The following is a 26,893-nucleotide window of genomic DNA, read 5'->3' as shown; positions in this document are numbered from 1 at the left end:
CTGCACGACCTCCATGCGCCAGAAGATAGCGGCACCAGAGTAGAACAGTTGTCCTTAACTGTTCCGTCGGGCAGTCCTCAACGGCCATGCCTCATCGCAACCGAGTCCATTTGAAACCGCTGGCACATCCACTCCAATCAAAGATCCAGCTCGTCCAGTTCATCCACCAACGCATCCAGGTCCGTGGATTGATTGGGAGTCAATGGCGGCGTGGGTGCGTTCAGTGAAGACACTGCGGTCGTCGATGGCTTGGCGGGCGATGGCGTTGCGGCTTTAGTCGGTGTGGTGTTCTTTGGAGGCGTCGAAGCTTGAGAAGGCGATGCAGTGGCTGGCTTCGGCGACGTCGAACCACCAACGCCGATCTGAAACATCGGTGTTTGCCGAGTCGCCAGCAAAGCTTGCAAGTCCGCCAAGATCGTTTGCGATGCACCTTCGCGGCGCATGTCAAAGTGGTACAGCTTCGCGATTGGTTCATCGCTTTGAACCGGAGCGGCATCTTGGTCTCGGCGGTGCGGCACGCGAGCAACCCGTTTGCCCAGCAACCCGAGAGGTTCAGAAACCAGCTCGGCATCGGTCCAGCCGACGCAGGCAACATCGCCCGCGATTGATTCCACAGCCAATCGTTCCGTGCCGGATTCATCCGGACCGGGAATGCGATCCAGCAAGACAAGATCGAGCCCAGGCCGACCGAGCAACTGGCCCACTGCATCATCGCATGCCGGATCGAAATGGCGATGCTCGCCGGTGGGACGAAGCACGATCACGTTCAAACGTACAGCCATGAAGGATCCACTCAGAGGTCGGGGCAATTTTCGGGATGGGAGGCGGGCCGGAGATCGATGCGGTTGTCGGGCGTTCCTGACTCAGGCATTCGCGGTGACGGCGTCCCCGGTGACAGTCCCACGACATCATAGAGTCGAGACCATAATTCGCGAACGTCGGTGACATCGGTGAAAGATGACATCAAATCACCGTTTCCGACCCTCGCCAGTTTTTCGCGGGCGTCCGGATGGTCTCTCAGCAATTCTGCCAACAGGTCCTCAATCAGCTTGGCGGTCACCTTCGTTCGGTGCAACATGTGAAAACCGCGAAGATCGCGATGGGCCGTCACCAAACAAACGTGGCCCGCTCGCAGGGCTCGTCGGCGAATACGAAACCGTCCCCACGGCGACAATTGCTCCGCTCCGTCCAGGACCAGCACCCCACCGGGCGAAACCGTCGCCTGTGCCTCACTCGCGGCTCGGTCATTCAGCAGCATGCTGGAGATGCCTGCCACTGCCGAACGGTTGGGATCGGCGGTCAGTTGAATCCATTTCCCGCCGGGGAATTCCGCCTGCAACGCATCGGCCATGTCGTGCAACAAAGTCGACTTGCCAGACCCATGGTTCCCGACAATCAAACCGAGTCGGTGATGTCGCAGGTCCGCCACGATTCTTGCGATGTGGTCGGCTGGATCGCTTTCGTTCAGACCAAAGCGAAACGGAATCGCACCCGGTCGCGTGTGGCGACTGGAGAATGGATTCGTCGGTGGAGACGGCGGTCGGAAATCATCGGGCATCGTGCACATGATAGCGATGGCATCGCGTGCAGTGATCCCCCGCCGCGGACTTGGTGTGACAACTGGAACAGTTCGCCTTTGTCATCGGCAAAAATTCCGGTGACGCATTCATCGTTGATTCACCGTCCATGTGCACCGCATTGGCCGGATTGGTCGTTCCCAATTGGTGGCAGTGTTTGCAATCCTGCAATCCCTGCACGTTCAAGTGAGGCGTGTGTGAGAAATGGGTCAGCCGATCGCCGTTTTCTTTGGTGCGGAATGCTCGCCATCGCATCGCCGCGAGCGATGCATCGGCCAACGGATCCGTTTGCACCTGGTGGCAACCCACGCACGCTTGAAACGCGGGCTGAGCCAACATGGATTGCTTGAGTGGGTCGTCGGATGGTAACCGCTGGATGATTTCGATCATCGATCGCAACACAGGATCAGAGTGACCTTTGCCACGGTAGCGAACCGACAAAGTCACATCGTCTCGATACCAACCACCAAACGATTGAGTCTTGGCCGCGTCGTAGCGAGCCGCCAACTCGGCCGCCCAGTCTGCTTGTTCCGGCGCGGGCGTTTCTTCGTCGGCCGTGGACCAAGAGGTCAATGGATCATCGGCCAATAACGGATCGTCTGCCAACAATGGATCGGGGCCGCCGATCCCGCTGTCAAAGGGACTGTCGAATTCGCTTTCGAATTCACCGTCCAGCAATCCACTCAGTGCACCAGCCTCGACCGATGAGTCGACCGTTGCGTCGGTCGCAGTGTCAGCTTCACCAAACCAAACTCGCAACGCGTCGCGAACCAGTTGTGGCGGGAACGATTCAACAAGAGGCAAGGCGGTCTGTTCATCGATCCCGGCCTCTCGTAGTCGTTGCATGAGTGCGTCTTGACCGGTCGTCGCCAACTCTTGCGAGAGCTTTGTGATCGCTTTGCCCAGCGATACCGCTTCGACCTGCACGATTGGCGAATCCCAGTTCGCTGCATCGACACGTTGGAATCGGTTCAACGCCGACTCGCTGATTCGCTCCCGCAACATCAACGCCATCCAACCATCGATGGTGCCATCGGCAAAACCTGTTGCCAAAGTTGGCCAGTCTTCGATTTGCACGGCAATGTCATCGGGCAAGGTCGGCAACTGCAACAACGCCGGACCTTCGGCCACCTGAACCCGCAACGCTTCGTCATGGCACTGCGCACAAGCGATCTCGTACGGCAACGTTGTCATCACCGGATCGGTGGAGTCCAAATTGAAACTCGAGAAGCTCGGCCCAACGTGGCATGTCTTGCAATCAAACGTCGAAAACGCATCGGGACTTGATGGATCCCCACCGCTTCGTTTCTCCGCGTCACTGGGGAAATGAATTTTCGCGTGGCGTCCATGGTCAAAATGGATGTTGGACGCGTGTGCGTACGGCCACTGACCAAATTCGGGATGCGAATCGGCAAAGGAACCAAATTGATTGACGTGGCAGGTTTGGCAACGCGAATCCGTGATGGCGGCGAGGTTCGCATCTGCGCCGTGGTGTTCTTGATGGCAAATGCTGCAGGCCAAATTGTTTTGAAGCGAGGACGTTCGGCTGACCGTTTGAACAGCCAGGCTGTCGTCGGAAAGCTCTGATTCGCTGTTGTTGGATTCCAATGCAATCGGCTTGCCGTCGCGTTTCAGGATCGCTGCCAATGTCAGCTCGTCGCGGACTTCTTGCGACAAGTTGTGTGCCCACCGAGCCGACTCGCGTGGCATTTGTTGCTCGTGGCAATTCAGACACAAATCGGTCATTGCCAGAGTCGGCATGTCGGCGTGCCGTGTTCCTCCGCCACCAATCCAGCTCGCCAAGTTGAAGAGTCCCTTGTCATCGTTCTGTTTGCTCGATGAGGGGTCGCTTGAGGTTGCCAGCCAGCGATTGCTGGTCGCATTTTGGTGACACGCCGCACATCGGTCTTGAGCCAATTCGCCCGACAGGATTTGTGCGTGAGCGGTTGTCAGGTTGCCAGGCTGGATGACTTTGGGTGTCGCTCGTGTCGCGAAGAGAACGACCATCGCGGCGGCCAGTATTGCCAGCATCGCGGCGGTGAATTGGCGTCGACGTCCCGCCCACGTTCGTCGTGGAGAACAAGCCTCGTTGTCCGGATCGTCGCTGTCGGCAAAGGGGCATGAACCCGTGCGGCTTGGTCCATGCAAACAAGGATCGCATCCCGGTGAACGCCCGCATGCGTACGGGTGCCCGGGCCGTTCGAGCCTCGGTGGTATTGGCAGTTGAAAGTCGTCGCGTCTCATGATTCCACAAACTGCAATGCATGAATGGTGTGCATGATGGCGAGCGCCACCAATCCCAACGACATCACGGCATGAACCGCAACCCAAGCTCGCAGTCGCCACTGAAGAGCGTGCTGCGTGTCCAGCTCATCTCGGCGGCGAACCAATCCGGCAAGCTCGTCGGCGACTTCTTTGCCATCGTCTTCCAAGTAACGATGCAACTCGTTCAGGCCGATCACCAAACGGCGACGTCGAAACGAATGAGCGAACAAACGGTGCGACCATGAAAGTGGCGATTCGAGATAACGACGAAGGTATTGATCGTCAAACTCGCCCAAGACGCGTTGAGAATCGACGCTGGTCAAACTATCCAGTCGCTGCGTCGCACGAGCTGCCAGCTGCTCTCGATGCCAATCGATTTGATCGTACCGAGGTTGACTGCCCATCGCTGTCAAACGAGCCGGCAAACGACGACTCGCCAGGATGCCATAAAAACCTGACAAGCTGACGCCAATGAACAGGACGCTCAGCGTTCCTTCCAACCATCCGTCCGCAATCAATCGCCCCGTCGCGATCGCGGGCACGTGCATCACAAAAACGCCGCACGCGAACAAACCCGTGAAAATGTGAACCTGGGTCCAGGTGCTCATCGTGCCCAGTGGCAAGATTGGAATCCGGCGACGAATGCCGATCGCAAACAAGATCAAGATTGAACTCAGTAGCGTCCAACCCGTCATCACGCTGCTTCGATAAAGAGCCGCATGAAGCGACTGAGAAATCCATGCGGTCAGCACAATCGCAATCGCAACAACGATCAAACTCGCGATCCGTCGACGTCGAAACGACCAAGCTCGACCCGTGCCAAACACCCGGCGACGGAACTTAGACACGGCATCGGTTCGGAATTGTTGCCAGCGTCGCGACGATGCAGAACGGCGGCGTTCAGCCACACTCATGTTCGTCTCCTCAACCAGTCTTCCAACGGCGGCGATTCGCTCAAGTCAATTCGAACGATCGCATCATGTGGGCAGGCCGCTGCGCATGCCGGTCCGCTGGGCAGCCCGCTGCACATGTCGCACTTGGTCGCTTTGGTGATCGGTCGGTTGCTCGCTTCGTCGGTGTAGGGACGACCCTTGGGATCGTTCACCGCCGCCATTTCGATGTTGCCGTACGGGCACCCTTTGGCACACGTGCCACATCCGATGCAGATGGATTCTGAAACGCGAACGTGACCGGTGGATTCCTCGCGGTGCAATGCCCCCGTTGGGCAACCGATCATGCAAACCGGATCGGTGCAGTGCATGCAAGCTTGAACGAATTGCAGTCGATCGTGGTTGACGCCAACGCGAGCGAACTTGGGATTGCCATCATGCACGCTCGCGCAAGCTTTGACGCAATCATCGCAACGCGTGCAACGATGCAGATCGATGATCATCGCCTCGCGACCGTTGTTAAAACGGTTTTGCACGATGAATTCGAGCAACCCGGTGGGCTCAAATGATGTTCCGGTCGGACTCGGCAAGTCCTGCCATGTTTCTTCGCTGGTGTGATTCATCGCCGTCGAAACGATCGGCAAATCCACCTTCGGTCGCTTCTCGCTGCGACGTTCACGAGCCTCCTCGGACGCCGGCATTCGCAACAACGCTTTCGCCGCGGACGCTGGCAACTCGTTGCGGCGAACGTGAGGCAAAATGTCGGTGGCAAAGCACTCCACCGGAATATGCAACGTGTCCAAGAATCCAACCGCGCGAAGCGAATGCTGCAGCGGCAAATTGATTGGACCGTCCTCGTTGGTGACACCCAACGCGATCTCCTCCAGACCGAACAGGTGGCCTTTGCCAAGATACGCGGTTGTTCGTTGAGCCACGCCGTAGCTTTGGCAAACCCGTCCAAAGCCGCTGCGAACGATGATCAGATCCGTGACCTGATGACCCTCGGTCGCCACCACCGGTTCACTTTCAATCTGTTCGGCGGGAGAAAGCTTGCGAGTCTTTTTGTAGTCCGCGTTCCATTCCAACCGGCCGAATGATCGTTGGATTGTCGCCGCGACCACCCGTTGCAAATTTTGCTCCGGCAGAAATCGTAGCAACGGGATCTCACGCAAATGCAGCGGCAACCAGTTTTCTCGGTAGTGATCGTCCATCCGCTGAGAAAACGCGGGGTCGCGACGCAGCATCTTCAGACCCTGCAGTCGAATCTCCAGCAACGTGCTGTCGCCCTGCGAAACAACCGTGGCCGATCGAGGCGACCGATACATCGCCGCCACCTCACCGAACAATTCACCAGGGCTCAATCGCACACTTTGTCCGGCTCGCACTAGCCCATCGAAGTCTTGCAATTGCAACACCGGAGGACGATCGTCCGCATGATGAGCGGAGGCATGCAAGTCGACATTTGGGACGACTTCCTCAGGACGCCGAGCTTCGCGGACACCTGACGGTCGCAGCAGTTGCCAGACCGCTTTGGGCCAAGATACTTTTTCGGTTTCACGCCGACCCAGCAATTCCGGTGGCAATTCGCGAGTCAAAAGTTCAGCGTGTCCATCCACCAACAGGAAAGCACTGTTGGCGTAATCGCCTTCGCGAGCGATCACTTCGCCGTGAGCGAAACGGTGCAATCGGCAATCGTTCCGAAGGATGCCATCGAGTGGAATCGATTTGGGAAACGCGGCGGGATCCAGGTTCGAAAAGGGAGATTGTTCGCGCAACCATCCCACGTCCGCATCGGTCATGTGCGGGTCCATCGGTTCGTCCCACCGTCGGGGACGACGCACAGCAATGGATTCGTCGGTCATCATGTCTCGGTCGATAGCCATCGCCGTGGCTCAAAGTCAAGACACAACCCGCCAAAGACAAGTTTCACACGTCCATTTGAAGCGGTAGGGCGCGAGCCCTCCGGTAAAAACTCACGACCGTTTTTGACGCAAGTGATCCAGTCGATGACGAACGTGCCGCATGGTTCGCAAGGCGTCCAGACCTGCCAACATCAGAATGGTCATCAGCGACAACATCACCGAGATCCAACAGCTCAGCCACACGGCATGATTTTTGGGAGTGGCCAAGGTCGCGACCAACACCAAAACACCGCAAACCAGGAACAAGAAGTTCACCCGTTTTCGAGAGCGACGTCGGCGTTGCATGTAGGACTGATCGATTTCTTCATCGAACCGTTCATGCGACCAGCCGACCTGTTCGGACCGCTGCAACCAAACAGCGAAAAAGATCAGCGTGCTGGCGAGGACCAAACCACCGGCGAACATGAGGGAGCCTTTGAAAGAGAAGCGAGCCAACCGGTGAGTCCCACCCATTGGATCCAATCATCCTATCACGTTGGTGGAAAGCTTCTAGCTTCTAGCTCGTGCTCGTGCTCGTGCTCGTGAGGTAGCCCGAACGCAGGAAACGGCACGCATCGCCGCCCCGCAGTGCTCGCTGAACGCTCGCATTCCGACTCGCCCGCTTCACTGATGCGTTCCACGAACATTGCCCCGGATGGGGCCGACGTCGCTAGCTCGTCGCGGAAGCCCGAGACCACTATTTTTCACCCCACGCGATCGACGGACTCGGAAGTCCATCGTACGGCCCCCTCGAACGCAGCAAGCGTCACCCATCACACCCCACCCCAATTCCAAATTTGCAATGTCCATTTTGCAATTTGCAATCACCACCCCAGACGAAGGCCATGTCCACATGGCGCCCGCACCGAAGCTTCCAACAAAGCAGCCCATCCAGCCAACCCAAGTCCCATTCCACAGATCCACCGAACCGATTTTACAATTTCAAATTGTCAATTGAACTTTTTCAATCGCCATCAAAAGAACCCATTCCCCGAACCTCGGCCCCACCAATCTCACCACCCAATTCAAAATTCGCAACGACCATTTTGCAATCCCCAGAGCCCCTGTGGTCCAGAGCCCCAGTGGTCCTGAGCCCCTTTCCCACTTCTATCCCCCCTTCTGCTCCAACATCCATTCATGCACTACCCAAATAACCGCCGCCATGCTTTCCCCGCTGCAGTTCTCCGGAATGTCTTGCGTCGTGTGCCAATACTGCGGGGCCCGAAATCCAGGTCGCGGGTAATCGAAATCGATCAAGTCCGTTGTGGGGATCTTTGCGATCTGGTTCAACGGCAAGTGATCATCCCGGATCGCTTGGCTGCGAGCCCGTGGCACAAACGCTTTGACGCCCAAACGTTTGGCGGTCGCCCAGATGGATCGGGTCACGTCGCGGGCGTAACGCAAACTGTTTCGTTCATACAGCAACTGCAATTCGCGATCCGCGATCATGTCCAGCAACACGCCGCTTTGATATGGAACGGCGGGCGGCTCCAACAAATATTGCTGTGCGAACAGAGTTGACCCCAGGAAGTATTCGCCGCTCTGTTCGCCAAAGACAAACTCCTCGGCATCAAACAACACCACGTCGACCCCGATGTCCGAGGGCAAGGTCTCAAACTGATGGCTCAGTTCCATCAGGGCTGCTGAGCCGCTGGCGCCGTCGTTGGCGCCCACGAAGACGCCTTTGGGATTGCGACGATCTCGATCGGGATAGGGCCGAGTGTCATAGTGGGCGCACAGCAGAAACCGAGTCGGGGCGTCGGGGTTCCAGGCTGCAATCAAGTTCGCGATCGGAAGGTTCTCACCTGTCTGCGGGTGCCGGATTTCGCCGCGTTGCAAACGGACCGTTCCGCCGTTTGCTTCAAACACTTCCGTCAACATCTTTTGCTGCTGCAACATCGCCGGGCTGCCCGACGGTCGCGGCCCCAGGTCACAGATGTCGACCAAGTAACCAAAGGCGCGGTCCGCGTCATAGCGATCCGGGACGGGCCCGAGAGCGGCGGGGGTGACCGACGTTGAGTCCGGGGTGCGGACCATTTGCCAAACCGCCACGCCGACGTAGGCGAAGACGGCGACGACCGCGAGCGTCAGCAATCGCCGCGGCCAGTTCCCTTGGCGGGAGCTTGTAGGGGAGTCCATTCTCGTTCCTGGCGGAGAGGAATTCTCGGGCACGGATCGCGCGAGACGATGGGGAGAATCCGATGTTTTTGTTGCCGCCTGCCTAGCCAGATCCATCGCCAAATCTTCCTGCGGAAGCCGCTCAAAAGGGGAGTTCGTGAAAGTGGCTGTTCACCCTAGCGAACTCGAGCGAACTTCGGTAGAGTTTTGGCCTTCACGGGATGTGGCTCAGCCTGGTTAGAGCGCTGCACTGGGGGTGCAGAGGTCGCAAGTTCGAATCTTGTCATCCCGACTTTCTTTCACGGTGTCGCACACCGTCTCTGCCGCGGCAGTCCTGCCGCCGGCTCCGATTGGAGTCCGGCATTTCATGGCGTCAGAGTAGAACAGTTGTCCCCAACTGTTCCGTCGGGCAGTTCTCCGCCGCCAAGCCTCGTTGCCTCACCAAGTTCACTGCCAGACGTCCGCGTTTCGCTGTTCGACGATTCCACCCTGGCACGCCGACATTTAGAGACAAATGTTCTACTTTTCCTGAGCGTCGCTCGTGGGCAACAGCGTGCCAGTGAGCAACTTCGATTTTCGTGAACCACATGGGGATGAGAACTTCAGCACGCTGAGGCGAACCGCACTCAGTCTGCTAAAACAAAAGAAGACAGCCAAGTGTGGCGTGAAAAACAAACGCCTCACTGCGGGATGGGACGACAGCTACATGGAAAAAGTCGTTTTCAGCCCGTGATTCCCCGTGAAATCGTCCTGGCTGATTGCCTCCGTCAGCAACAAGCTCGAAACAAGCAATGTCGAAGTGCAGATTCGAACGCGTCCAATCTCAACGAGGTTGCATCGTCTTCGCGTAGTTGCCGATTCCTCCAACTCGCGCCGACCTTTCTCACCGCGTCTGATCGCCGACAGCTAACATGCTCCGACTGCATCGACCAGTGCGAGTTCGCGAAATTGCCTCGATGGCTTCGGCAGACCTCCACGCGGGTTTGGCGGTAGTCTGCCGAAATAGAGGAGCCGGCCTTGGTGTGTTACTCTGTACAGAAGCTTGTTCGCTAGATTTCAGTACGAGCGGAACATCAGTGCTATTTTCGCACGATGTGTGATGCTTGCCTGCGGTAAGGAGAGGTCTTGGCGGAATAGCTCTGCGACAGATCCGACCCGATGCTTCCAGATATACAAGACAAAAACTTGATGATTCTCAATCGCGAGTCCGTCTTTTTTGCTCCGTTGGCTTTGTGCCTGATACTGCTCATCACAATGCCAGTCCCATCGCTCGCTCAAGAGGTAGAGCAGGCTCGTCGCTCGAGCCCTGAACCACCGCTTCCGACCGAAATTCGAAACTCCATCGGAATGAGATTCATGCTGTTGCCGGCGGGGTCGTTTCGCATGGGCGATCCCTCGGGAAAAGGCGACGAAGACGAACGGCCGGTTCATCAGGTAGAGCTGGGAAGCACTTATTATATGGGAGCGTTTGAGGTCACCCAGCGACAATACGAACAACTGATGGAAAGAAATCCGAGTCAATGGAAAGGCAAGGATCAGCCGGTCGACAACGTGTCTTGGAGAGACGCGACAGCGTTTTGCAACCTGCTGTCTCGCTTGCCCGAAGAAAAAACTGCGGGCCGCGTCTACCGCTTGCCAACGGAAGCGGAATGGGAGTACGCGTGCCGCGCGGGTACCCAAACACACTTCAACTGTGGTGATGATCCAAAGGCTTTTGCAAAAGCGGCGTGGTTCAAACAAAACTCGCAGAATCAAACGCACCCCGTCGGCACAAAAGCTCCCAACGCATGGGGATTGCACGATATGCATGGTAATGTTTGGGAGTGGTGCCAGGACTGGTATGGGAACTACTCAGACAGTCGCATGAAGAATCCGCAGGGACCTTCCTCTGGATCGAAACGTGTATTGCGAGGGGGCGCCTTTGGGAGTTCGCCGGTGGTATGTCGATCGGAGAGCAGGCACCGATTTCCCCCAGAAGCTGCTACCGACTTCATTGGAATCGGCTTTCGGGTAGTCATCGACTCGGCCTCATCTAGCAATACCAATGATCGCATCGAAAAACTGCTCGAACGAGCAGAAAAAGGAGATGTGAGAGCCCAGTTCGACCTTGGGCTGCTGTACGAAGAAGGTGAGTTCGTGCCCCAATCGACAAGTACAGCAGTCGCTTGGTATCGCAAAGCCGAAGAACAAGGTTTGGTTGCTGCAAAATACAAACTAGGGGTGCATGCGATGTGGGACCCGCCGAATCCGCAAACGTTCGCCGACGGAATCAAATGGATACAAGAAGCAGCAAAGCAAGGTGATCCAGACGCTCAGCAACGCGTCGCGATGTGGCACTATACCGGATTGAACGTCCCTTCAGATCATGGAAAGAGCGTGTTAAAAGACCTTGAACTTGCTAAAGCATGGTCTATGAAAGCAGCCAAGCAAGGCAACGTGTCGGCCATGGGAACACTTGGGCTCATGCACTTTTACGGAGAAGGCGGCCCGAAAGACTACGTGACCGCATACGCTTGGCTTACGCCTCCGAGCGTCGCAGGTAATCAGGACTCAATGGAACTCCGTGAAAAAGTAAAAGGGTTTCTGACACCGGATGAGCTTCTAGCGGCTGAAAAACTAGGACATGAATTTACTCGGCAGTTCAAGCAATAGACGCGGCAGTTCGAACGGGCATCCTCCCCACGGTAACAGCTTTTTATAGGGCTCGTGCCTGTTCGGCCGCGGTTCTGGACCTTCGGCGATTCAGCATGAGTGGGCGGCTACAGCGCTATGGTATACCGAGTCATTCGCAGCCTTAGCCTTGCCCCGCCTTTTTTGAACTCGCTGCGGGTGGGGCGACTTCAGCGCGAAAGATCTGTGGGAAAACTCGCATCGGAGTCGGCGCAGATCGGACGACAACATACAGAGACGCCAGAACCTGCTCCGGATTCATCAACCGGAGCGCGCATCGGTTGCCAACACCGGTGCGTGCGAGATCACGTGGATATGGAAGCCGTGGTGTGTTTGACCGAAGCAGATCTGGGTGAATCGGAATCCGTCTGGGCTGATGCAACTCCGCAAGAAGAAAATGCTCTCACGACATCCAAACCGAAACGATGATGAACAGGAAAGCAGCGAGGGCGAATGTGAAAATGAGCCCTCCACAGCCAATGGAACTGTCGGATCCGCTCACATCGCCGAAAAGATCGAAGTCGTCTAGCAAGGTGCTGACTCATTGGTGGAGGGAGCGAATGGCCGATGTCAGTGAAGGCCGTTTTGTTTTAACCCTCAACAGTTAACGCGGCCGCTGCCGACGAGAAGAGGCCCTCGGAAGAACTGTCTTGTCAGACCGTTCCGACTGATCTCCCACCTTGAAGTTGGGCAAACCAACCTGACGAACAATTCGTCAAACTCTACCCGACAAGGAACCATTCGGAAACAACTTCGGGATTCAAAAGGTAGCGGAAGGGCGCGAGCCCGCCGGTGACACACCGGGCGGCTCGCTCCGCTACAGCCGAACTTGATTCCGAACGGTTCCTTAAGGCACAGCGATCGCAGTCGGAACCCCACGGCTGTTTATTCACTCCCCGAAGTCAAAGCGTTTTGTATCTTCCGACTGGCCTTCGACCGGTTTGTCCTCCGCTGCTTTGGATCCATGCCCTTCACGCCAAGTTTGGCAAAGATGGCGGTGAGTGCCGCCGCCATAGCAGACATGAATGCCCAAAACTGCCAACTGGTTGTGATGACCCGTATGCTTCGATCCTTGTGTCTGACGACGGTGCGTTGAATAACAACCTACTGATTCTGCTGGATCTGTGAATGTTTTATCGTTGCTTTGCTTCCAGTTGCTCTGCCATGGAAATGATCAATGAAACGTCTGACCGATCGCTGGCGCCAAACTCGCTTAGGCGAATGGGCCTGAGTCGAAGGCAGCGTTCGAGCATTTTTAAGAAGCGATTCATCTCGAACGCGTTTCTCGTTGAGCGAGTTGGTCCACGTTCGGGACTGTGCTGACTCGGTAGAGCGTTGCTGGGCCACGTTGAAGCAGCGGAATAATTTTGCTTTTGGCGGGCAATTGATCTCGCAAAGATTTGATGGCGATGTGCGAATCAACAATCAAAATGCAATTCGAGTTTCGAACCAGGAACCGTTTGATTCCCCGATCACTCAGGCGGGCGAAGTGAGCAACGTTGGTTCGGTTGAGATAGAAGGGCACTTCTGAAAACTCGTGCTCAATGGTGGCGATCGGTGTGGATTCGTCGACACCGAGTTGGTTCGCCAATGGCGAGGATTCTCCAAAGAGTGTTTGGGATCGGCTGTAAGCAGGTACCATCTGATGCATGACCATGACCGCAAACAGGAATGCGACCACTGCGGACGTTCCCCAAGCGATCCGTGCTTGATGTCGATCCGCCATCAGCACCAAGGACGAAATCAAAAGAGCGGCCCACAGCATGGCCCAAGCGAACAGCACGGTGGTGGCGTCGTCCGTGTAGATCATCGCATACACCACGAATGCGACACCAGCAAAACAAGTGGTCGCCGTTGCCGAACGTGCGGACCAGAATCGAGCAAAGAAGTGCTTTTCAGGATGACTTGCATCGGCGAGTACTGTGTGAAGGTAATGGCCGACCATCAACGCCAGTGCCGGAGCGGAGGGCAAAAGATAGGTGGGCAATTTGCAACTCGACAGAGAAAAAAACGTGAAGCACCAACCACTCCACAGCAACAGATATCCGACGGCAGGAGGTCGTTGGCGGCGAGACCTTTCGTCGCGACTCAGCAAGAACTTGCCATAGGGGATTGTTAGAAAGGACCATGGGTGACCGGCGATGAGAAGGACAGGCAAGAAATACCAAATGGGCTTGGGATGGAATTCGCCGGCGAACCTTGCGATGTTGTGTCGATAGAAGAACTCGTTCAAAAATGCGGGGTCTTCGAGGTGCACCATCAGAAACCAAGGTGCAGCGATCATGGACGCGACGCCACCGAGAACTCCGTAGTGCCGCCACCTTGGGCGTGCGTGAGCTTCGGATACCCAAGTCATTGCCAGTACGGGTGGAAGCCAAAGCACGATCGCGATCGGTCCTTTGGTCAAGAATGCCAAGCCGATGCAAATGCCTGAAAGGATCCACCACCCGAGGTGCAATGAACCCTTGCCATCGGTCGCAGTCGGATTTCGAATCGCCTCCAGCGAGGTGAAAAGTGAAAGCGAAACAAAGAGTGCTAACACGCCGTCGAGCAAAAGGTAGCGACTTGTGAATGCGAAACCGACCGAAAGCATCAGCACGACGCCAGCGTATAGTCCGACCGTTCGTCCGAAGAGCCGCGATCCAAAGAACATGGTGGATGCCAAAGTGCAGATCGCCGCGAGAGCTGGAACGAAGCGGGCGGGTGCTTCACTGATTCCGAACAACTGGAAGCTGATCGCACACAACCAGTACAGCAGCGGTGGTTTGTCGTAGTAGGTCTCGAAATTGAGTTGCGGCAAAACCCAGTTGCCGGTTGCGATCATTTCCCGAGGGATCTCCGCGTACCTTGTTTCGTCGCGATCAATGAGCGGGTACTCAAGATTGGCAAACATGAACACCGCTGCAATGAAGATCAGTCCAATTTGCAACCAGCTCGGGTTCAGGCCAAAACAGCCTGAGGATATTGTTTCTGAATTCCGGCGGTCCATGGGGGTTTGGATTGAGAACTGGACTTCGTTCCACCAGTAGCGCACCAGAGACGTGAGTACCTTCGGAATGTGCTTGATCGAGACCGTGCTTTGACCAAGCGTGCGTGGTCGGTGCGAGACGCCAACCTCGACGACGCTGTGACCAAGGCGATTTGCCTGGGTCAGCATTTCTGAATTGACAAGGAAGCCGTCCCCTGTGATCCGCAATTTTTTCGCGACGTTGACATCAAACATCTTGAGAGCGCAATCAACGTCACGAACCCCGGTGTTGAGCATCGCTCGAACGAGCAGGTTGTAGACTTTAGAGTAGAGGCACCTTAGCGACGAATCTTTCCGGTCGATGCGATAGCCACAGACGACGTCGTAGCGTTCCGATAGCAAGACGAAACGATCTAATTCGGTCAGATCGAATTGACAGTCCGCATCGGTGAAGGCAACCAAGTCACACTGTGCCGCAGAGAAACCGGAGCGAATCGCCGCCCCGTAACCTTGGTTGCGCGGGTGCTGGATCAATCGCAACGAGTGAATGAACTTTGCGAACTCACGAACAATCTCGGCTGTCGCGTCAGAACTGCCATCATCGACAACGATAATTTCGTATCGACGCGTGATCGACGAAAGTGCCGAATCAGCTTCCATAATTGCGTCGGCGATCACTTCCGCTTCGTTGTAAGCCGGCAGTATCAGGGTGATGGACGGCGTCCGGCGAGTCTTCGCGACCATCCTGGCTGCGCCTGCGGTTGACGCATGACTGGTTTCGATAGCGTGCATCCGTGCACTCCTTTGTACTGTTCTTTTAGTAATTAACGGTAGGTGGTTGTCATTGCTGGGTGGCGATGACTGCAGACGTAAATTGTAAGAAGTTAGTAATTGGGTTTCTGAAGCATGGGAGTTGTGGACTCAGTGAGCGTGCGGGATTGGAAAGGGAAGAAAGTCGGTGGATCGTCCCACGACGTTGCGATTTTCGTTCAGTCTTCTTCAGTCAACAGTTCGTGCATCTGCACGCGATCTTCGAATGACTCGAAGTCTCGGACCTGCAGATTGAATTGATGCAATGCTTTCGCAGTCCATCTTGGCCACGGGGACCAATCACTTCGTTGCGACGCCATCACATTGGTTGGCAGCCAAAGTTGTTGCACGAGCGTCGTACAGAGCAAGATGATGCAGAGTGAAAGAACAGGTCGCCAATGAGCTTCACGTGGTTTGCTCTCCGCAAGCATCACCAGTCGTTTGCTGCGGCGAATCAAGTTGCTGTCATTGTTTCCAAAGGCGAGCGTTCCCGTTGGAGGACCATCGCAGGAGACGCGGCGGGAATGTTCGGCGACCTTGGCCAGGGTTCTCAAATAGACGCTGAACTTTCCGATCGTGGTGGCAGCAGCTTCGTCGCACAGGAATTCGCGTGTCAATTCAGCGTGGTATGCCGCAGCCCGAACCATTGGATGAAACCAAAAGATCGTCGAGCAAATGCCTTGCAGGAAATGCTGCATCGGGTGCTGAGTACGGAGGTGTTCGAGTTCGTGAAGCAAAACGTGGCGAAGGGTTGCGTCTCCCGTTTGATGTTCGCTGACCATGAACGATGGCAGCACGACGACGGGGCGGTGCAATTGCCAGCAGAATGGTCCTTGGATCTTGCCAGAGACAAAAATGGACAGTTCGCGATCCTCGTCTGATGCGATCTCAATTGCTTTCAGTAGTTCCGCTGCATCGATCCGATCACATTCAAAATTCAGAAAATGCAGCAAGCGGACGCATAGCCAGCACAGCTGCACGAGGGACCAGACGACGCCCGCCGTCCACACCAACAAGAAAGCTATCGCGATTCGGGTTTGCCAAACCACGATTTCAAGCATCGCTTCACGCGAGGGTGTGAAGGGGAAGTGAAACAATCGACGATGGGGAAGCAACAGTGCTGCGGCGACCAATCCGATGATGCAAAGGAAGCAAGTTGTCCAGAGTCGGCATCCCCAACGTGCGTCCACGACCCAGCGTTGCAATGCAGCAGTCAACGCAATGACAATCGTGATTTGGACGCACAACGTGCTTCCGACTTCAAATGCGAATCGAAGATCCATCACGAATCCCCGAGTTTTGCGGCGGCTTTTTTGACTGCTTCGATGTCATCCGGCGATACGGCGTCGGATTCAAGTAGATTCAAGACTAGCGAACGAATGGACCCACCAAACAACTGGTCAGCGAGCGATTTCACCATGCCTTCCTGGACTTGCTCTCGCGAGACTTTTGGGGTGTAGGTGAACGCTCGCCCGATTTTCTTTCCACGGCGGACGATTTTTTTGTCTTCCAAGATCTTTATCGTCGTCAGCACGGTTGTGTAGGCGAGTTCGCGATCGATGGTGTCGACGACATCGTTGACGGTAACGCTGCCCTTGTCCCAGACAACGTCCATCACTTCAGCTTCACACTTGGTCAGCTCAACTCGCTTTTTCGATCGTGGCATCAGTTGGTATTTCAGTGAGGAACGTGGATAGGAGGCTTGGGTTGTTCGGCTTGTGGTGGCAAAACATTCGGTTGCAAAGCGAAATGAATTGCTACTCTCGAAGTTTGGCCCAGCGGTGATACTCATGCAGGTCGACGTTTTCGGTGACGAAGGTTACATGGCCATCACCCCACAAGAAGTTCGCTCCGCCTGGATGGCGGCTGGAGTGATCACACTCGTCGGCCAAGGGATTGTTGATTCCTTCCAATGCAGAGCCGACCAAACGGGCCGCTGCGTCCTCGCCCGCCAAATTGACGCCGATCCATGTGGATGGAACCTGGGCCATCGTTCGCTCGCCAACGATGATTGTGTGAGAGGTTCCACGCTGGAAATCGCGGAAACGCGTCGCATGATTTTCCAGGAAGGCTCCGTCGCCCAAAGGTGCGGGGGTACAATCGTCCGCTTCGATGGTCCCAAAGATTCCGACGTAGTTTGCGGTTGGCAATCGCATCAACGCAACCGCTCTTTCGACGGGGTTGAATGATTCCCCTTCACCGCGCTCTTCGTCGTCTTGGTAGAGCATGAAGAACGGTTCGGTGATATCGGACGGGCAGAGCATCCAGTCCAAGGATGTCGATCGGGCGAGTTGATGTCGCGGATCGTTCAGCGGCCGCTTTCTGTCAATCTGCTCCGCCAATGCACCTTGTTCGATATACGGCAACAGTGGCACGACCCAACCGTAAGCAGATGTGCTGCCGGGAGAAAAGCTCCAACCAACAGGAAGCTTGTTCTCGGTGGAATGATGGTTCTGCAACGCCAGCCCGATCTCACGCAGATGATTGGTGCATTGCAATCGTCGAGCAGTTTCTCGAGCGGAGCCGATCGCGGGCATTAGTAAAGCGATCAAGACACCAATGATCGCCACGACGACCAGTAACTCGAGGACCGTGAAGCCAACTCGAGGGTCAGTCGTGGATCGTTTGTAGCGGTGTGAGGTCGTTTGATTCATATTGGTTGGCCACATCCGTGTGGGGCGATCTGAAACAAGATACGAATGAATTAGTTTTTTGGCAATCCCGTTTCGCATTGGGATTCGTCTTGTTTTGAAAACTAAAGGATTCGTAAATGGAGGCGTTGCGACACGTTTCTCTTCAAGGTGCCTCAGGTGATTTGCTCCATTTTAGACCTTCTGAAACCAAAGTGTTTCGCGGCGAGCATCAGCTTGCTGGTCGCCGCCTTCGGATCGCTTTCGGTTCAAGCGGACGAGCCGTTTTTCATCGGGCAATCTCCGCCTACACGATTGGTTTCGCGCGCGGCGATCTGGGACGATTCACTGTTGCTGGATGATCCGGCGTTCGGGGCCGCCGACGATTGGGCGGGACACCATGAAGCAGACGAGTTCCAACGCGAGTCGTTGTGGCAGAGAATCCAAATGGATTACCAGCATTTTTATGATCTGGAATCGTTTGGATTGTTGACCGGCGGCTTCGTGCTGGGGGCTGCCGTTGCTAACACGCAACTCGATGACGAATTGCATCGACACTTTCAAGGCAGCGTTCGCGGAGCGACCAGCGATGACTGGTCAGAGTTTCTGCACGCGGACAAAGAACTTGGCAACGGTGTTTATTCGTTGCCGATCTTCGCCAGCGTTTGGGCCGCGGGCGAATTCTTCGATGAGTTGCCCTTGCTGGTTACGACTGGTCATTGGGGAGAACGATCGATGCGTTCGTTTCTGGTTGGTGCTCCACCGTTGATGGTTGCTCAGCGACTGACCGGTGGTTCTCGACCTGGAGAAATGGACCGTGGTTCTCGCTGGCTGCCATTTCAAGACAACAACGGTGTGAGCGGCCATGCATTCATGTCAGCACTTCCATTCATCAACGCAGCAAAGATGACAGAACGTCCTGTGCTGAAGGCCAGCTTCTATGCGGGATCGCTGCTTGGTCCTCTTTCGCGAGTCAACGACGATGCACACTATCCATCGCAGGTTGCCCTTGGATGGTGGTTGGCGTACGTGGCTGCATCGGCCATCGATCGAACCGAAACGTCCGACCACAACGTTCAATTTTTTCCGGTCATGGATTCGAACGGAGGCATCGGCGGAATGTTTGAGATTCGACTGTAGCCGCTTGGATTGATTGAGGCGTTGGAACGATCAGATTGCTGCGTCGAGGTTCGCTTGATGGGATGTTCGATCGAATCGAGAGGCGGTTAAACAAACGAGGTTCACTTAAGTCGAATGAGAACTTCGTTGCGACGCAGAGCCGCGGGGGTGAAGGGCGGATCGTAGGAGGCGGCTTCGACCCCGCTGGTTTTGTTCGACTCATCGTCTTCGTTGATGGCTGCGGTCAGGCCTTTGGATTTCATCCAAGCTCGTAGTTTGGCTTCGGATTCTTTGGCGAGCTTTTTGTCCAACTTGCCGGGGAATCGGATCACGGCAAAGCGTCCGCCGGTTCGTTTGCGGACATCGACGTCGGGACCGGTTGGTGAGGGAACGCCTTCGACCGCGACTTCTTTGGGCATCACAAATCCCATCTGGACTTCGGAATCGGCTTGGTCGTTTTCCATGAAGACGGGAGTCGTCATGGAGATCTTTTGCTCGGCTTCGTTGGCTCCCGAGATGTAGCGAAACAGCTTCATGAAGCTGCCGTCTCGACCTTGAGCATCGATTTTGGTCTTCGTTGCGACCAGCATCAGATCGGGATACTCGCGAATTTCAAACTCGCCGTCGGATTCGATGACTTTGTATTCCGCCGATTCGTAACCCGCTCGCGTGGTTCGGCTCAGCAGGAACACTCCGCCGGTGACCAGAATGGCGATCGTTGCGACAGTCATGATTTTTCGACGGGACATCGGATTGCCTTTTGTCTGCGCTGGTTGATGGCGACAGATCGGAAAGCGAATCGTCGACCAATGAACGATAGATGGCTGGCTAGTTCGATCGAATCGAGCTCGTTCAACACGGGAGGCTACCCCCGAACGTTTTTCGCGATTCCGCGAAGCATGACGGGAAAGACGAGGCCGTGCAGCGGCAACACCGCGTACCAATACGCCAGGCCCAGCAAGCCCTTAGGGCGGAACCTTGCGGTCATGACGACTTGTGTTGTTTCTGCCGCGGACGGTTCCAATTGGAAGTCGAGTTCCGCTTCGCCGGGCAGCTTCATCTCGGCTCGCAAGGTCAGACGTTCGTTGGGAACCAGTTTCGTGACTCGCCAAAAATCGACCGCTTCGCCGTAATGCAAATCACGCGGATGGCGGCGTCCACGTCGCAGACCGGGACCGCCGATCGCTTGATCCATCCAACCGCGAACTTGCCAGAGGAAACCGGCACCCCAATAGCCGTTGGCTCCGCCGATCGATCGAATCTCCGCGAAGGTTTGCTCCACGGAACCATGGACCGTGATTTCGCGACGGTCGGTCAACGTCGTTCCCCCGGACCAGTCTGGATCGCCCGGGATTTTGCCCGCGGTCGACCAGCGTGTTTCGATATCGCCCTGTTGAGTTTTACCCAACGCGGCTTCGATCGCGGCTTCGATGCCCAGGCATTCACCAGGCATCAAACGCACCGCATCATCGTTCCGGCAAACGGTGCGGTTCTTCAGACCCTCGGAAAGCGGTCTAGCGATGCTGCTGCTGACCGGCGTCACCAAACCGATCCAGAGGCTGCTGAGGTACGGAGTCAAAACGGGAACCGGCAAAATGATTCGGCGACGCAGTTTCAGTTTCTCCGCCATCACTTGCATCACATTGCGATACGACATGACGTCGGGGCCGCCGATGTCCAAGGTCTTGCCGGCCGTTTCGTCCACATCCAAACAAGCGACGAGGTAGCGAAGGACATCGCGAATCGCGACGGGCTGGGTTTCGGTTTTGACCCACTTGGGAGTGACCATGATCGGCAAACGCTCCACCAAGTAACGCAGCGTTTCAAAGGATGCGGACCCGGAGCCGATGATCATCGCGGCGCGGAACACGGTGGTAGGGACGCGGCCGGATTGCAGGATTTCTCCGACTTCGTGTCGGCTGTCGAGGTGTTCGGAAAGATCGGCACCCAACTCGCCCAGCCCACCGAGGTAGATGATTCGTCGACACGAAGATTCCTGGGCGGTGTCTCGGAAACCGGTCGCAAGCTCACGGTCTCGCTGGGCGTATTCACCCTTGGCCGACTGCATGGAATGAACGAGGTAGTATGCGACGTCGATTTTCTCGAGAGCACGCCGGGTGGCCTCGGTGTCTTCCAGTTCGCCTTGGATGACGGTGAGACGCTCGTGTTGCCCCCACGAAAACTTGGTCAGCTTTTCGGGACTTCGAACGAGGCAAGTCACTTGGTAGCCCTCTTCCAGCAACCGTCTGGCCAGGCGTCCTCCGACATAGCCGGTGGCACCGCAAACCAGGATGCGTTCGTTGCGAGAAGCAGATTCCGACATGAAGTGAACCGGGGGCAGGAGACTGGAGTTTGTGCGTTGTGACGTGCGATTCTTTTCGCCGCAGTTTTTTCGCGACCGTCAACGCTCTGCAGACAGGTTAGCAACGCGTGAACAATGAGTGACGATGTTAGCGGTGTGGCGCAAGCCGCCCGGTGAGGAACCGGAGGGCTCGCGCCCTTCCGCTACGTCACTTATTGTTCACGCGTTGCTTCGCGGGAGGAACAGGCGGCGGCACGGTTCATCCACCGAAAGGGGACGCCGGCTGTCGGGGAGTTGGCACGGGCTTTGCGAAGTTGGCTCACCACGTGCCGCTCGCCGGCGTCTGAATCGCCGCCAGCCTCCTAACTGTTCTACGATGGATCTTCTCGCTCACCTCGACCGTTGCTTCGGGTTTCAATCCTTCCGTCACGGTCAACGCGAAGCCTGCGAGTCGATTGTGGCTGGCAAGGACACGATTGTGTTGATGCCAACTGGGGCTGGCAAAAGCCTTTGTTACCAACTGCCTGGCATTCTTCGCGATGGCGTGACGTTGGTGGTCAGCCCGTTGATATCGCTCGCGAAAGATCAGGCCGAGCATCTGAAGGAGGCTGGTCAGCCAACGGTCGTGCTCAACAGCACCAGGACGGCGAAACAGATCGAGTCGGCTCGTTCAAAGATCTCAGCGGGAGAGGTCAAGTTCGTTCTCACGACGCCGGAACGACTTCAGAAAACCGACATCTGCGAATTGCTCGCGGGCGTGGGGGTCGGGTTGATGGTGGTCGACGAGGCTCACTGTGTCAGCCAATGGGGGCACGACTTTCGTCCGGACTATTTGTGCTTGCCGTCCATTCGCGAGCGGTTGGGCAATCCGCCGCTGGCCGCGCTCACGGCAACCGCTTCGGAACGGACTTTGGATGAGGTGCGATGCTCGCTGCGTTTGAACGATCCAACCATTGTTCGAACCGGAATCGACCGACCCAACCTTCGAATCGAAGTCGTTCGCTGCTACTCGGCGGAGGACAAGTTGAAGGAATTGCATCGTGCTCTCGAGATCGAGGGCATGCTGGAACGCACCGAGCCAGCGATTGTTTATTGCGGAACGACCAAGACGGCTGACCAATTGGCGAAATCCTTCGGTGGGTTGTGCTACCACGGCAAGATGCGAAAGGCCGAGCGTGCGGAAGCCCAAGAGCAGTTCATGAATGGTCGCCCGAGCGTGATGTTTGCGACCAATGCGTTTGGATTGGGAATCGACAAGCAGGATCTTCGACAAGTCATCCATGTTGAGTTACCGGGTTCGTTGGAATCGTACTATCAAGAGATGGGACGAGCCGGACGAGATGGCAAACGATCGCGTTGCACGCTGTTGTATGACCCGTCCGATGTGGATCTGCGGAAGATGTTTGCCGGCGGGATGATGGAGGCGAGCAAGATCATGACGGCGCATCACACGCTGGTTCGCGGAGTCAACGAGATTGGCAAAGACGGCGAGGTGGCTTTGTCAAAGCTGGCCCCGATCAGTCCGCTCGGCCGCGTCACGTTGAAGAACTGTTTTCAATTGTTGTCGTCTCGCGGCATCGTTGCTCCCGCCGGACGAGGTCGATGGCGCTTGATCGTCGAAGAACTCGAGCACCGTGTGGCTGATCGGCTAGAGGAAGCGACTCGGGTGAGATCCGAGGATCGCCAGGTGGCACTCCGCGAGATGGTGGAGTTTGCCGAGTCGTCCAGGTGCCGGTGGCAATCGCTCCGTGAGCACTTTGGCGTCAGCGAAACGACGGGCTCGGATTGTTTGTGCGATCAGTGTGGAGCTGTCGCGTCCGCGAGTGCGTGAGTGATTGGTTGTGAAGTACCCGGTGACGGCTGACGGTCGATACTTTGTTCACCAGCAACGATTGTGGCGGTGCACCAATCCAAGCTTGAGCGAACAGGAACGCCAGCAATACGTTTGCGAATTGATGAAAGCGAGACGGGACGTGAAGTCTGCGAAAGCATCGGGTGATGAAGACGCGATGCAAATCGCTCGCAATGCGGTCAACGCGGCGAAGATCAAACTTGGAGAACGCGGGCCGACTTGGTGGGACGACGACACCGATCACAACCGCCAATTGGTCAGGAATACACCCTACGCGGATTGGTGGGAGACGCATTGAAACCGGCGGCCAGTTTTCTTTTCAAGCTGCCATTGTGCGGTTGGCTGGAACGGCATATACGCATTGTCCAAGGAACCATTCGGAAACAACTTCGGGATTTAAAAAAGGTAGCGGAAGGGCGCGAGCCCTCCGGTGACACACCGGGCGGCTCGCGCCGCTCCGCTAAAGCCGAACTTGATTCCGAACGGTTCCTAAACGCTCCTTCACCAGGTGTTGTGGTCTTCCAACACGAAGGCCGCGACCGCTTCCGCCAGTCCAGTTCATGAAACGTTCCCACGACTCGCTTCAAGGTTTTTTGCATCTGCTTCGGGCACTCATTCGTGAGCCGTCTGTTGTGGGCGTGGAGGACGCGTTCTTTCGGGTGCTGCGCCGCGAGTTGGAAGAGTTTCCGGTGACGATCACTCGCTACCACGGGCTGCTGGTTGCGCAAGGAGACGAACCGGAAAGCAACTATCTCTCGGCTCACGTCGATCGTCATGGATTGCTATGCACCGGGCCTCGCGAATTCCAATACGCGGCGTTCATTGCCGGGAACCGAGGGGAGCTGAATGGGGATTCGATTTCGGAGCAGTTCATGGAGTTGATCGCCGGCCGTTTTCGCGGCCAACGCGTGCAGGCTCACACGCCCTACGCGGGATCGTACTTAGGACAAGGAACAATCACTGAGTCATTCATCTGCCCGCGTCGCAAGAACTTGATTTTCGACATCGATGGGTTGGACTTCCTGCAACCAGGCACACCCGTCTCTTTTGTCGATCGACTGCGAGAAGACGACGGGCAGATCTCAGCCCAGCTCGACAACGTCGTGTCGGTCGCGATCTTGATCGAGATGATTCGTCGCGGTTTTCGTGGGACGGCATTTTTCACGGCTGGTGAAGAATGCGGGCGGAGCTATCGATACGTCGCGGAGTGGTTTCAACGATTTGATTTGAAGACTCAGCGGTTGGTCGTGTTGGACACCAGTCCCTTTCCAACGCAAGAAGACTTGAACGCACAAGAAGTGGTGCTTCGGAATCGTGATTCGGTGGCGGAGTTTGAGCCCACCGTGACAACCGAACTAAGAGAGATTTGCGATGAGCTAAAGTTGACGCATCGATTCAAAGACGAATACGTGATCGAGATGAACAAGACTCGCGAAAAGCAAAGCTCGATCGGACGGACGGAGCTTGGACGATTGATCGACGCGACGAATGGCGAGGTCACCGGAACAACGCTGCAGTTGCCAACTTCGTCCTATCACACCCAAACCGAAACAGCCAACCTGTCCAGTGTCGAGGCGGTTTTGAAAGTCTTGACCCGGCTGACGGGTGCGGATCTGAAATCGTGAGATTCGTATGGCAGCACCAGCCATCTCACTGATCGTTTGTCATTTGAGTTCGCAGTTGCTCGAACCGTTGTTTCTCAGGCAAGAGCCGTGAACGAATTTCTCGGTTGATTTGCCAAATGGCCAATCCCATGCAAATCGCAAAGGCGGGACCAAAGACGAGGTACAGCAAGTATCGTCGGGCGGGATCGATGATGAACAGGGCGATGATCAGTCCCAACACGTTTGGGACGGCGAACCACCAAACAAAGTTTCGCATTTGAGAGATGCGGTCATCGAGGCCATCGATCGATTTGTCGATCAATCCCCGCAAGGATTGTTCAAAGCCAAGGTGGCGATGTTGGCGATCCCTTCGCCATTTAAATAGCCAGCCGGCGGCAGCGAGGCACACGATGCCAGGAAGGATCAAGACCAGATCGTGTCCCTGCAAAACGGGATCACGAAAGAACATGACGGCGACGAACAACAGCGTTGCAATCATGACTCCATCCGTGATGGTGGTGAGGCGTCGGAGCGATTGTTCTTTTTCGACGACCGCAAGCAGAATGCTTTCACGCTCGAGCGATTCTTTGGTCGCGGCTTGGGAGTTCCAAATCAGTTGGATTTCGTCAAAGTTCATCGGTGGTTTCCTGGTCGAGGAGCGAGGACAAATGTTTCTTGATGCGGTGCAGGCGGACGCCAACGTTGGTCACTGAAAGACCGAGTGTTTCGGCGATGTCACGGTGCTGGATGCCGTCGAGCATCATCAAGGCGAGCGAACGATCGATGGGATTTAGTTCGGCAATCTTTTCGTACAACCAATCCACGCGAGGATCCGGGTTGGGCTCGTTCGCGATCGGTTCTTCGGCAAGCGTTTGTCGCTTTTCGCGATGCTTGGAATCTTTGCGAGTCCAACTGATGGCGGTATACAGGGCGACTCGGTAGATCCAGGTGGACTCGGCGACGTCGGGGTTCAGGTTTGGAATTGAACGCCAAAGCTGCAATCCAATTTCCTGCAACAGGTCGTCTTGGTCATGGCGGTTGCGAGCGAAAGAACGAGCAACTTTGACCAACAAGCCTTGATGCTTCTCCAGCCAAACCTGGAGCTGTCGTTCCTGCTGGCGTGGATTCATAAGAGATCATGGGAAGCGAGTGAGAGACTTGGTGACTCTGATGAACTAGTCGCAGTTGATTGGCCGGATCTTACAAAGAAGAGCAGATTTTGAGCGTTTTCGGGGGAGGAGAGCCGTGGCAGGGAAAGCTTCCGTATCGTCGACGCGAATGTCAAAACGCGGAGTGGTAGAGGAGCGGAGCTTCTCGGAGATTGAGGGGAGGGTGTACTGAGTCGGTGGTGTTTGAGATGGAGTCAATTGAAGCTGGCCGATGTGGTCATTGGTGCAGCGATCGAAGTGTCTCGTTGGCTTGGTCTTGTTTGCGTTTGATGAATCTGGACGCTTGCTACTCGTCAATTTTCTCGAAGCAAAGTTCATCGACGACCTAAATCGCATCGTCAACCGGTACGGCGGCCCCGAGCCAAGTTGACGCTCACCTCTCTCCGCGAAGCTCCGCTCCTCCGTGTCTCCGCGTTTCAAACGTCATGCCGTTCGCTATACAAACTTTGCGTGACCATTGGGGATGACGATTCGGGCCAGCCGCCCGGAGGCAAACATTGCCGTCTTTCCGAAGGGTGGGTTGGAATCTCTGATCCTCGATCAATTACGACGGGGCGATTTCGAATGACGCGAATCTTGAAACGCGGAGTGGCGGTGGGGCGGAGCTTCGCGGAGATTGGAGTGAGAGCGTTTCGAGCCATTGGAGACTGAGATGGAACCGAATGATGTGACTGACATAATCATTGGTGCGGCGATCGAAGTGCATCGCCGACTCGGCCCGGGGCTCTTGGAGCATGTCTATCGGCGTTGTTTGGCATACGAGCTTCGAAAGCGAGGCTTGGCGGTTGTGGAAGAGAAACCGGTCGCGATCGACTACGACGATCTGCACGAACCTTGTGCTTTTCGAGCTGATCTATTGGTCGAGGAACTGGTCGTGGTTGAACTCAAAGCGAAGACTCAAATCCACCCCATCGACAAAACGCAGACTCTGTCTTATCTGCGATTGATGAATCTCAATGTTGGGCTGCTCATCAATTTTCACGAAGCAAAGTTGATCGACGGTCTGCATCGCATCGTC

21 protein-coding genes, 1 tRNA gene and 1 pseudogene are annotated in these 26,893 nt (G+C 55.9%); 8 read left to right on the top strand and 15 right to left on the bottom strand.

The genetic code is table 11. From position 1 onward, the window contains the following. Window positions 1–137 precede the first annotated feature (137 nt). From RE6C_RS17910 to RE6C_RS17880, 7 genes are all read right to left on the bottom strand, one after another. Complete coding sequence (locus RE6C_RS17910; protein WP_008658774.1) at window positions 138–782, bottom strand: hypothetical protein; 645 nt, start codon at window positions 780–782, stop codon at window positions 138–140. An 11-nt stretch (window positions 783–793) separates the two neighbouring features. Next, window positions 794–1,567 carry a hypothetical protein gene (locus RE6C_RS17905; protein ID WP_008658772.1) on the bottom strand — a complete coding sequence of 258 codons (774 nt, stop codon included), beginning with the start codon at window positions 1,565–1,567 and terminating at the stop codon, window positions 794–796. Then, a complete protein-coding gene (locus RE6C_RS17900) occupies window positions 1,548–3,608 on the bottom strand; it encodes a cytochrome c3 family protein (RefSeq protein WP_039962446.1) in 2,061 nt (686 codons plus the stop codon). Before RE6C_RS17900 ends, RE6C_RS17905 begins: the two co-directional genes overlap by 20 nt. Window positions 3,609–3,817: 209 nt before the next feature. After that, a complete protein-coding gene (locus RE6C_RS17895; protein ID WP_008664217.1) occupies window positions 3,818–4,756 on the bottom strand; it encodes a hypothetical protein in 939 nt (312 codons plus the stop codon). After that, window positions 4,753–6,615, bottom strand: a complete 1,863-nt coding sequence (locus RE6C_RS17890) for a cyclic nucleotide-binding domain-containing protein (protein ID WP_008658766.1) — start codon at window positions 6,613–6,615, stop codon at window positions 4,753–4,755. The genes RE6C_RS17895 and RE6C_RS17890 overlap by 4 nt, the downstream gene beginning before the upstream one ends. 90 nt (window positions 6,616–6,705) lie before the next feature. Then, a complete protein-coding gene (locus RE6C_RS17885; RefSeq protein ID WP_037249933.1) occupies window positions 6,706–7,059 on the bottom strand; it encodes a hypothetical protein in 354 nt (117 codons plus the stop codon). Between the two features lie 681 nt (window positions 7,060–7,740). Continuing rightward, the gene (locus tag RE6C_RS17880) at window positions 7,741–8,727 is read right to left on the bottom strand and encodes a M28 family peptidase (RefSeq protein ID WP_008658764.1); all 987 of its coding nucleotides are present in this window, start codon (window positions 8,725–8,727) and stop codon (window positions 7,741–7,743) included. Between the two features lie 241 nt (window positions 8,728–8,968). On the opposite strand from RE6C_RS17880, the gene RE6C_RS17875 reads away from it, so the two are divergent. From RE6C_RS17875 to RE6C_RS29540, 3 genes and pseudogenes are all read left to right on the top strand, one after another. Beyond that, a tRNA-Pro gene (locus RE6C_RS17875) sits at window positions 8,969–9,043 on the top strand. A 285-nt stretch (window positions 9,044–9,328) separates the two neighbouring features. Next, window positions 9,329–9,484: pseudogene (locus RE6C_RS32955) on the top strand (ISAs1 family transposase); the annotation flags it as partial. 623 nt (window positions 9,485–10,107) lie between these two features. Further along, a complete protein-coding gene (locus RE6C_RS29540) occupies window positions 10,108–11,403 on the top strand; it encodes an SUMF1/EgtB/PvdO family nonheme iron enzyme (protein WP_160167223.1) in 1,296 nt (431 codons plus the stop codon). A 1,285-nt stretch (window positions 11,404–12,688) separates the two neighbouring features. On the opposite strand, the gene RE6C_RS17855 is transcribed toward RE6C_RS29540, so the two are convergent. The 4 genes from RE6C_RS17855 to RE6C_RS17840 form a co-directional block, all read right to left on the bottom strand. Then, on the bottom strand, window positions 12,689–15,181 hold the full coding sequence (locus RE6C_RS17855) for a glycosyltransferase (protein WP_039962436.1): 2,493 nt from the start codon (window positions 15,179–15,181) through the stop codon (window positions 12,689–12,691). A gap of 197 nt (window positions 15,182–15,378) precedes the next feature. Then, complete coding sequence (locus tag RE6C_RS17850) at window positions 15,379–16,482, bottom strand: M56 family metallopeptidase (RefSeq protein WP_008658754.1); 1,104 nt, start codon at window positions 16,480–16,482, stop codon at window positions 15,379–15,381. Continuing rightward, the gene (locus tag RE6C_RS17845) at window positions 16,482–16,865 is read right to left on the bottom strand and encodes a BlaI/MecI/CopY family transcriptional regulator (RefSeq protein WP_007328667.1); all 384 of its coding nucleotides are present in this window, start codon (window positions 16,863–16,865) and stop codon (window positions 16,482–16,484) included. Before RE6C_RS17845 ends, RE6C_RS17850 begins: the two co-directional genes overlap by 1 nt. Window positions 16,866–16,956: 91 nt before the next feature. Then, a complete protein-coding gene (locus tag RE6C_RS17840; protein ID WP_236618311.1) occupies window positions 16,957–17,853 on the bottom strand; it encodes a DUF1559 domain-containing protein in 897 nt (298 codons plus the stop codon). 156 nt (window positions 17,854–18,009) lie between these two features. Here RE6C_RS17840 and RE6C_RS17835 point away from each other — a divergent pair, with 156 nt between their 5' ends. After that, window positions 18,010–18,969, top strand: a complete 960-nt coding sequence (locus tag RE6C_RS17835; RefSeq protein WP_008658748.1) for a phosphatase PAP2 family protein — start codon at window positions 18,010–18,012, stop codon at window positions 18,967–18,969. Between the two features lie 101 nt (window positions 18,970–19,070). Here RE6C_RS17835 and RE6C_RS17830 read toward each other — a convergent pair whose 3' ends face one another. Together RE6C_RS17830 and RE6C_RS17825 are read right to left on the bottom strand one after the other, a co-directional pair. Further along, window positions 19,071–19,697, bottom strand: a complete 627-nt coding sequence (locus RE6C_RS17830; RefSeq protein ID WP_008658744.1) for an SOUL family heme-binding protein — start codon at window positions 19,695–19,697, stop codon at window positions 19,071–19,073. 116 nt (window positions 19,698–19,813) lie between these two features. Beyond that, window positions 19,814–21,271, bottom strand: coding sequence for an SDR family oxidoreductase (locus RE6C_RS17825; protein ID WP_008658741.1), 1,458 nt, complete (start codon window positions 21,269–21,271; stop codon window positions 19,814–19,816). A gap of 355 nt (window positions 21,272–21,626) precedes the next feature. Between RE6C_RS17825 and RE6C_RS17820 the strand changes: the two genes are divergently transcribed. The 3 genes from RE6C_RS17820 (at window position 21,627) to RE6C_RS17810 (ending at window position 24,727) form a co-directional block, all read left to right on the top strand. Continuing rightward, the gene (locus tag RE6C_RS17820) at window positions 21,627–23,081 is read left to right on the top strand and encodes a RecQ family ATP-dependent DNA helicase (RefSeq protein ID WP_008658739.1); all 1,455 of its coding nucleotides are present in this window, start codon (window positions 21,627–21,629) and stop codon (window positions 23,079–23,081) included. 85 nt (window positions 23,082–23,166) lie between these two features. After that, window positions 23,167–23,400 carry a hypothetical protein gene (locus tag RE6C_RS17815; protein WP_039962440.1) on the top strand — a complete coding sequence of 78 codons (234 nt, stop codon included), beginning with the start codon at window positions 23,167–23,169 and terminating at the stop codon, window positions 23,398–23,400. Between the two features lie 262 nt (window positions 23,401–23,662). Then, window positions 23,663–24,727: a zinc-binding metallopeptidase family protein gene (locus tag RE6C_RS17810; RefSeq protein WP_008658735.1), complete on the top strand. Its 1,065-nt coding sequence runs from the start codon at window positions 23,663–23,665 to the stop codon at window positions 24,725–24,727. A 25-nt stretch (window positions 24,728–24,752) separates the two neighbouring features. Here the strand turns inward: RE6C_RS17810 and RE6C_RS17805 are convergent, their stop codons facing one another. Both RE6C_RS17805 and RE6C_RS17800 read right to left on the bottom strand, forming a co-directional pair. Further along, entirely contained in the window at window positions 24,753–25,343 is a 591-nt protein-coding gene (locus RE6C_RS17805) for a hypothetical protein (protein WP_008658734.1), read from the bottom strand. After that, window positions 25,333–25,836, bottom strand: a complete 504-nt coding sequence (locus RE6C_RS17800; protein WP_008658732.1) for an RNA polymerase sigma factor — start codon at window positions 25,834–25,836, stop codon at window positions 25,333–25,335. Before RE6C_RS17800 ends, RE6C_RS17805 begins: the two co-directional genes overlap by 11 nt. A gap of 691 nt (window positions 25,837–26,527) precedes the next feature. Here RE6C_RS17800 and RE6C_RS17790 point away from each other — a divergent pair. Continuing rightward, the coding region (locus RE6C_RS17790; RefSeq protein ID WP_039962429.1) for a GxxExxY protein at window positions 26,528–26,893 on the top strand (366 nt) is incomplete at its 3' end.

Source organism: Rhodopirellula europaea 6C, from assembly GCF_000338295.1.
Lineage (GTDB): Bacteria > Planctomycetota > Planctomycetia > Pirellulales > Pirellulaceae > Rhodopirellula > Rhodopirellula europaea.
This window is presented reverse-complemented; position numbering and strand designations above follow the sequence as displayed.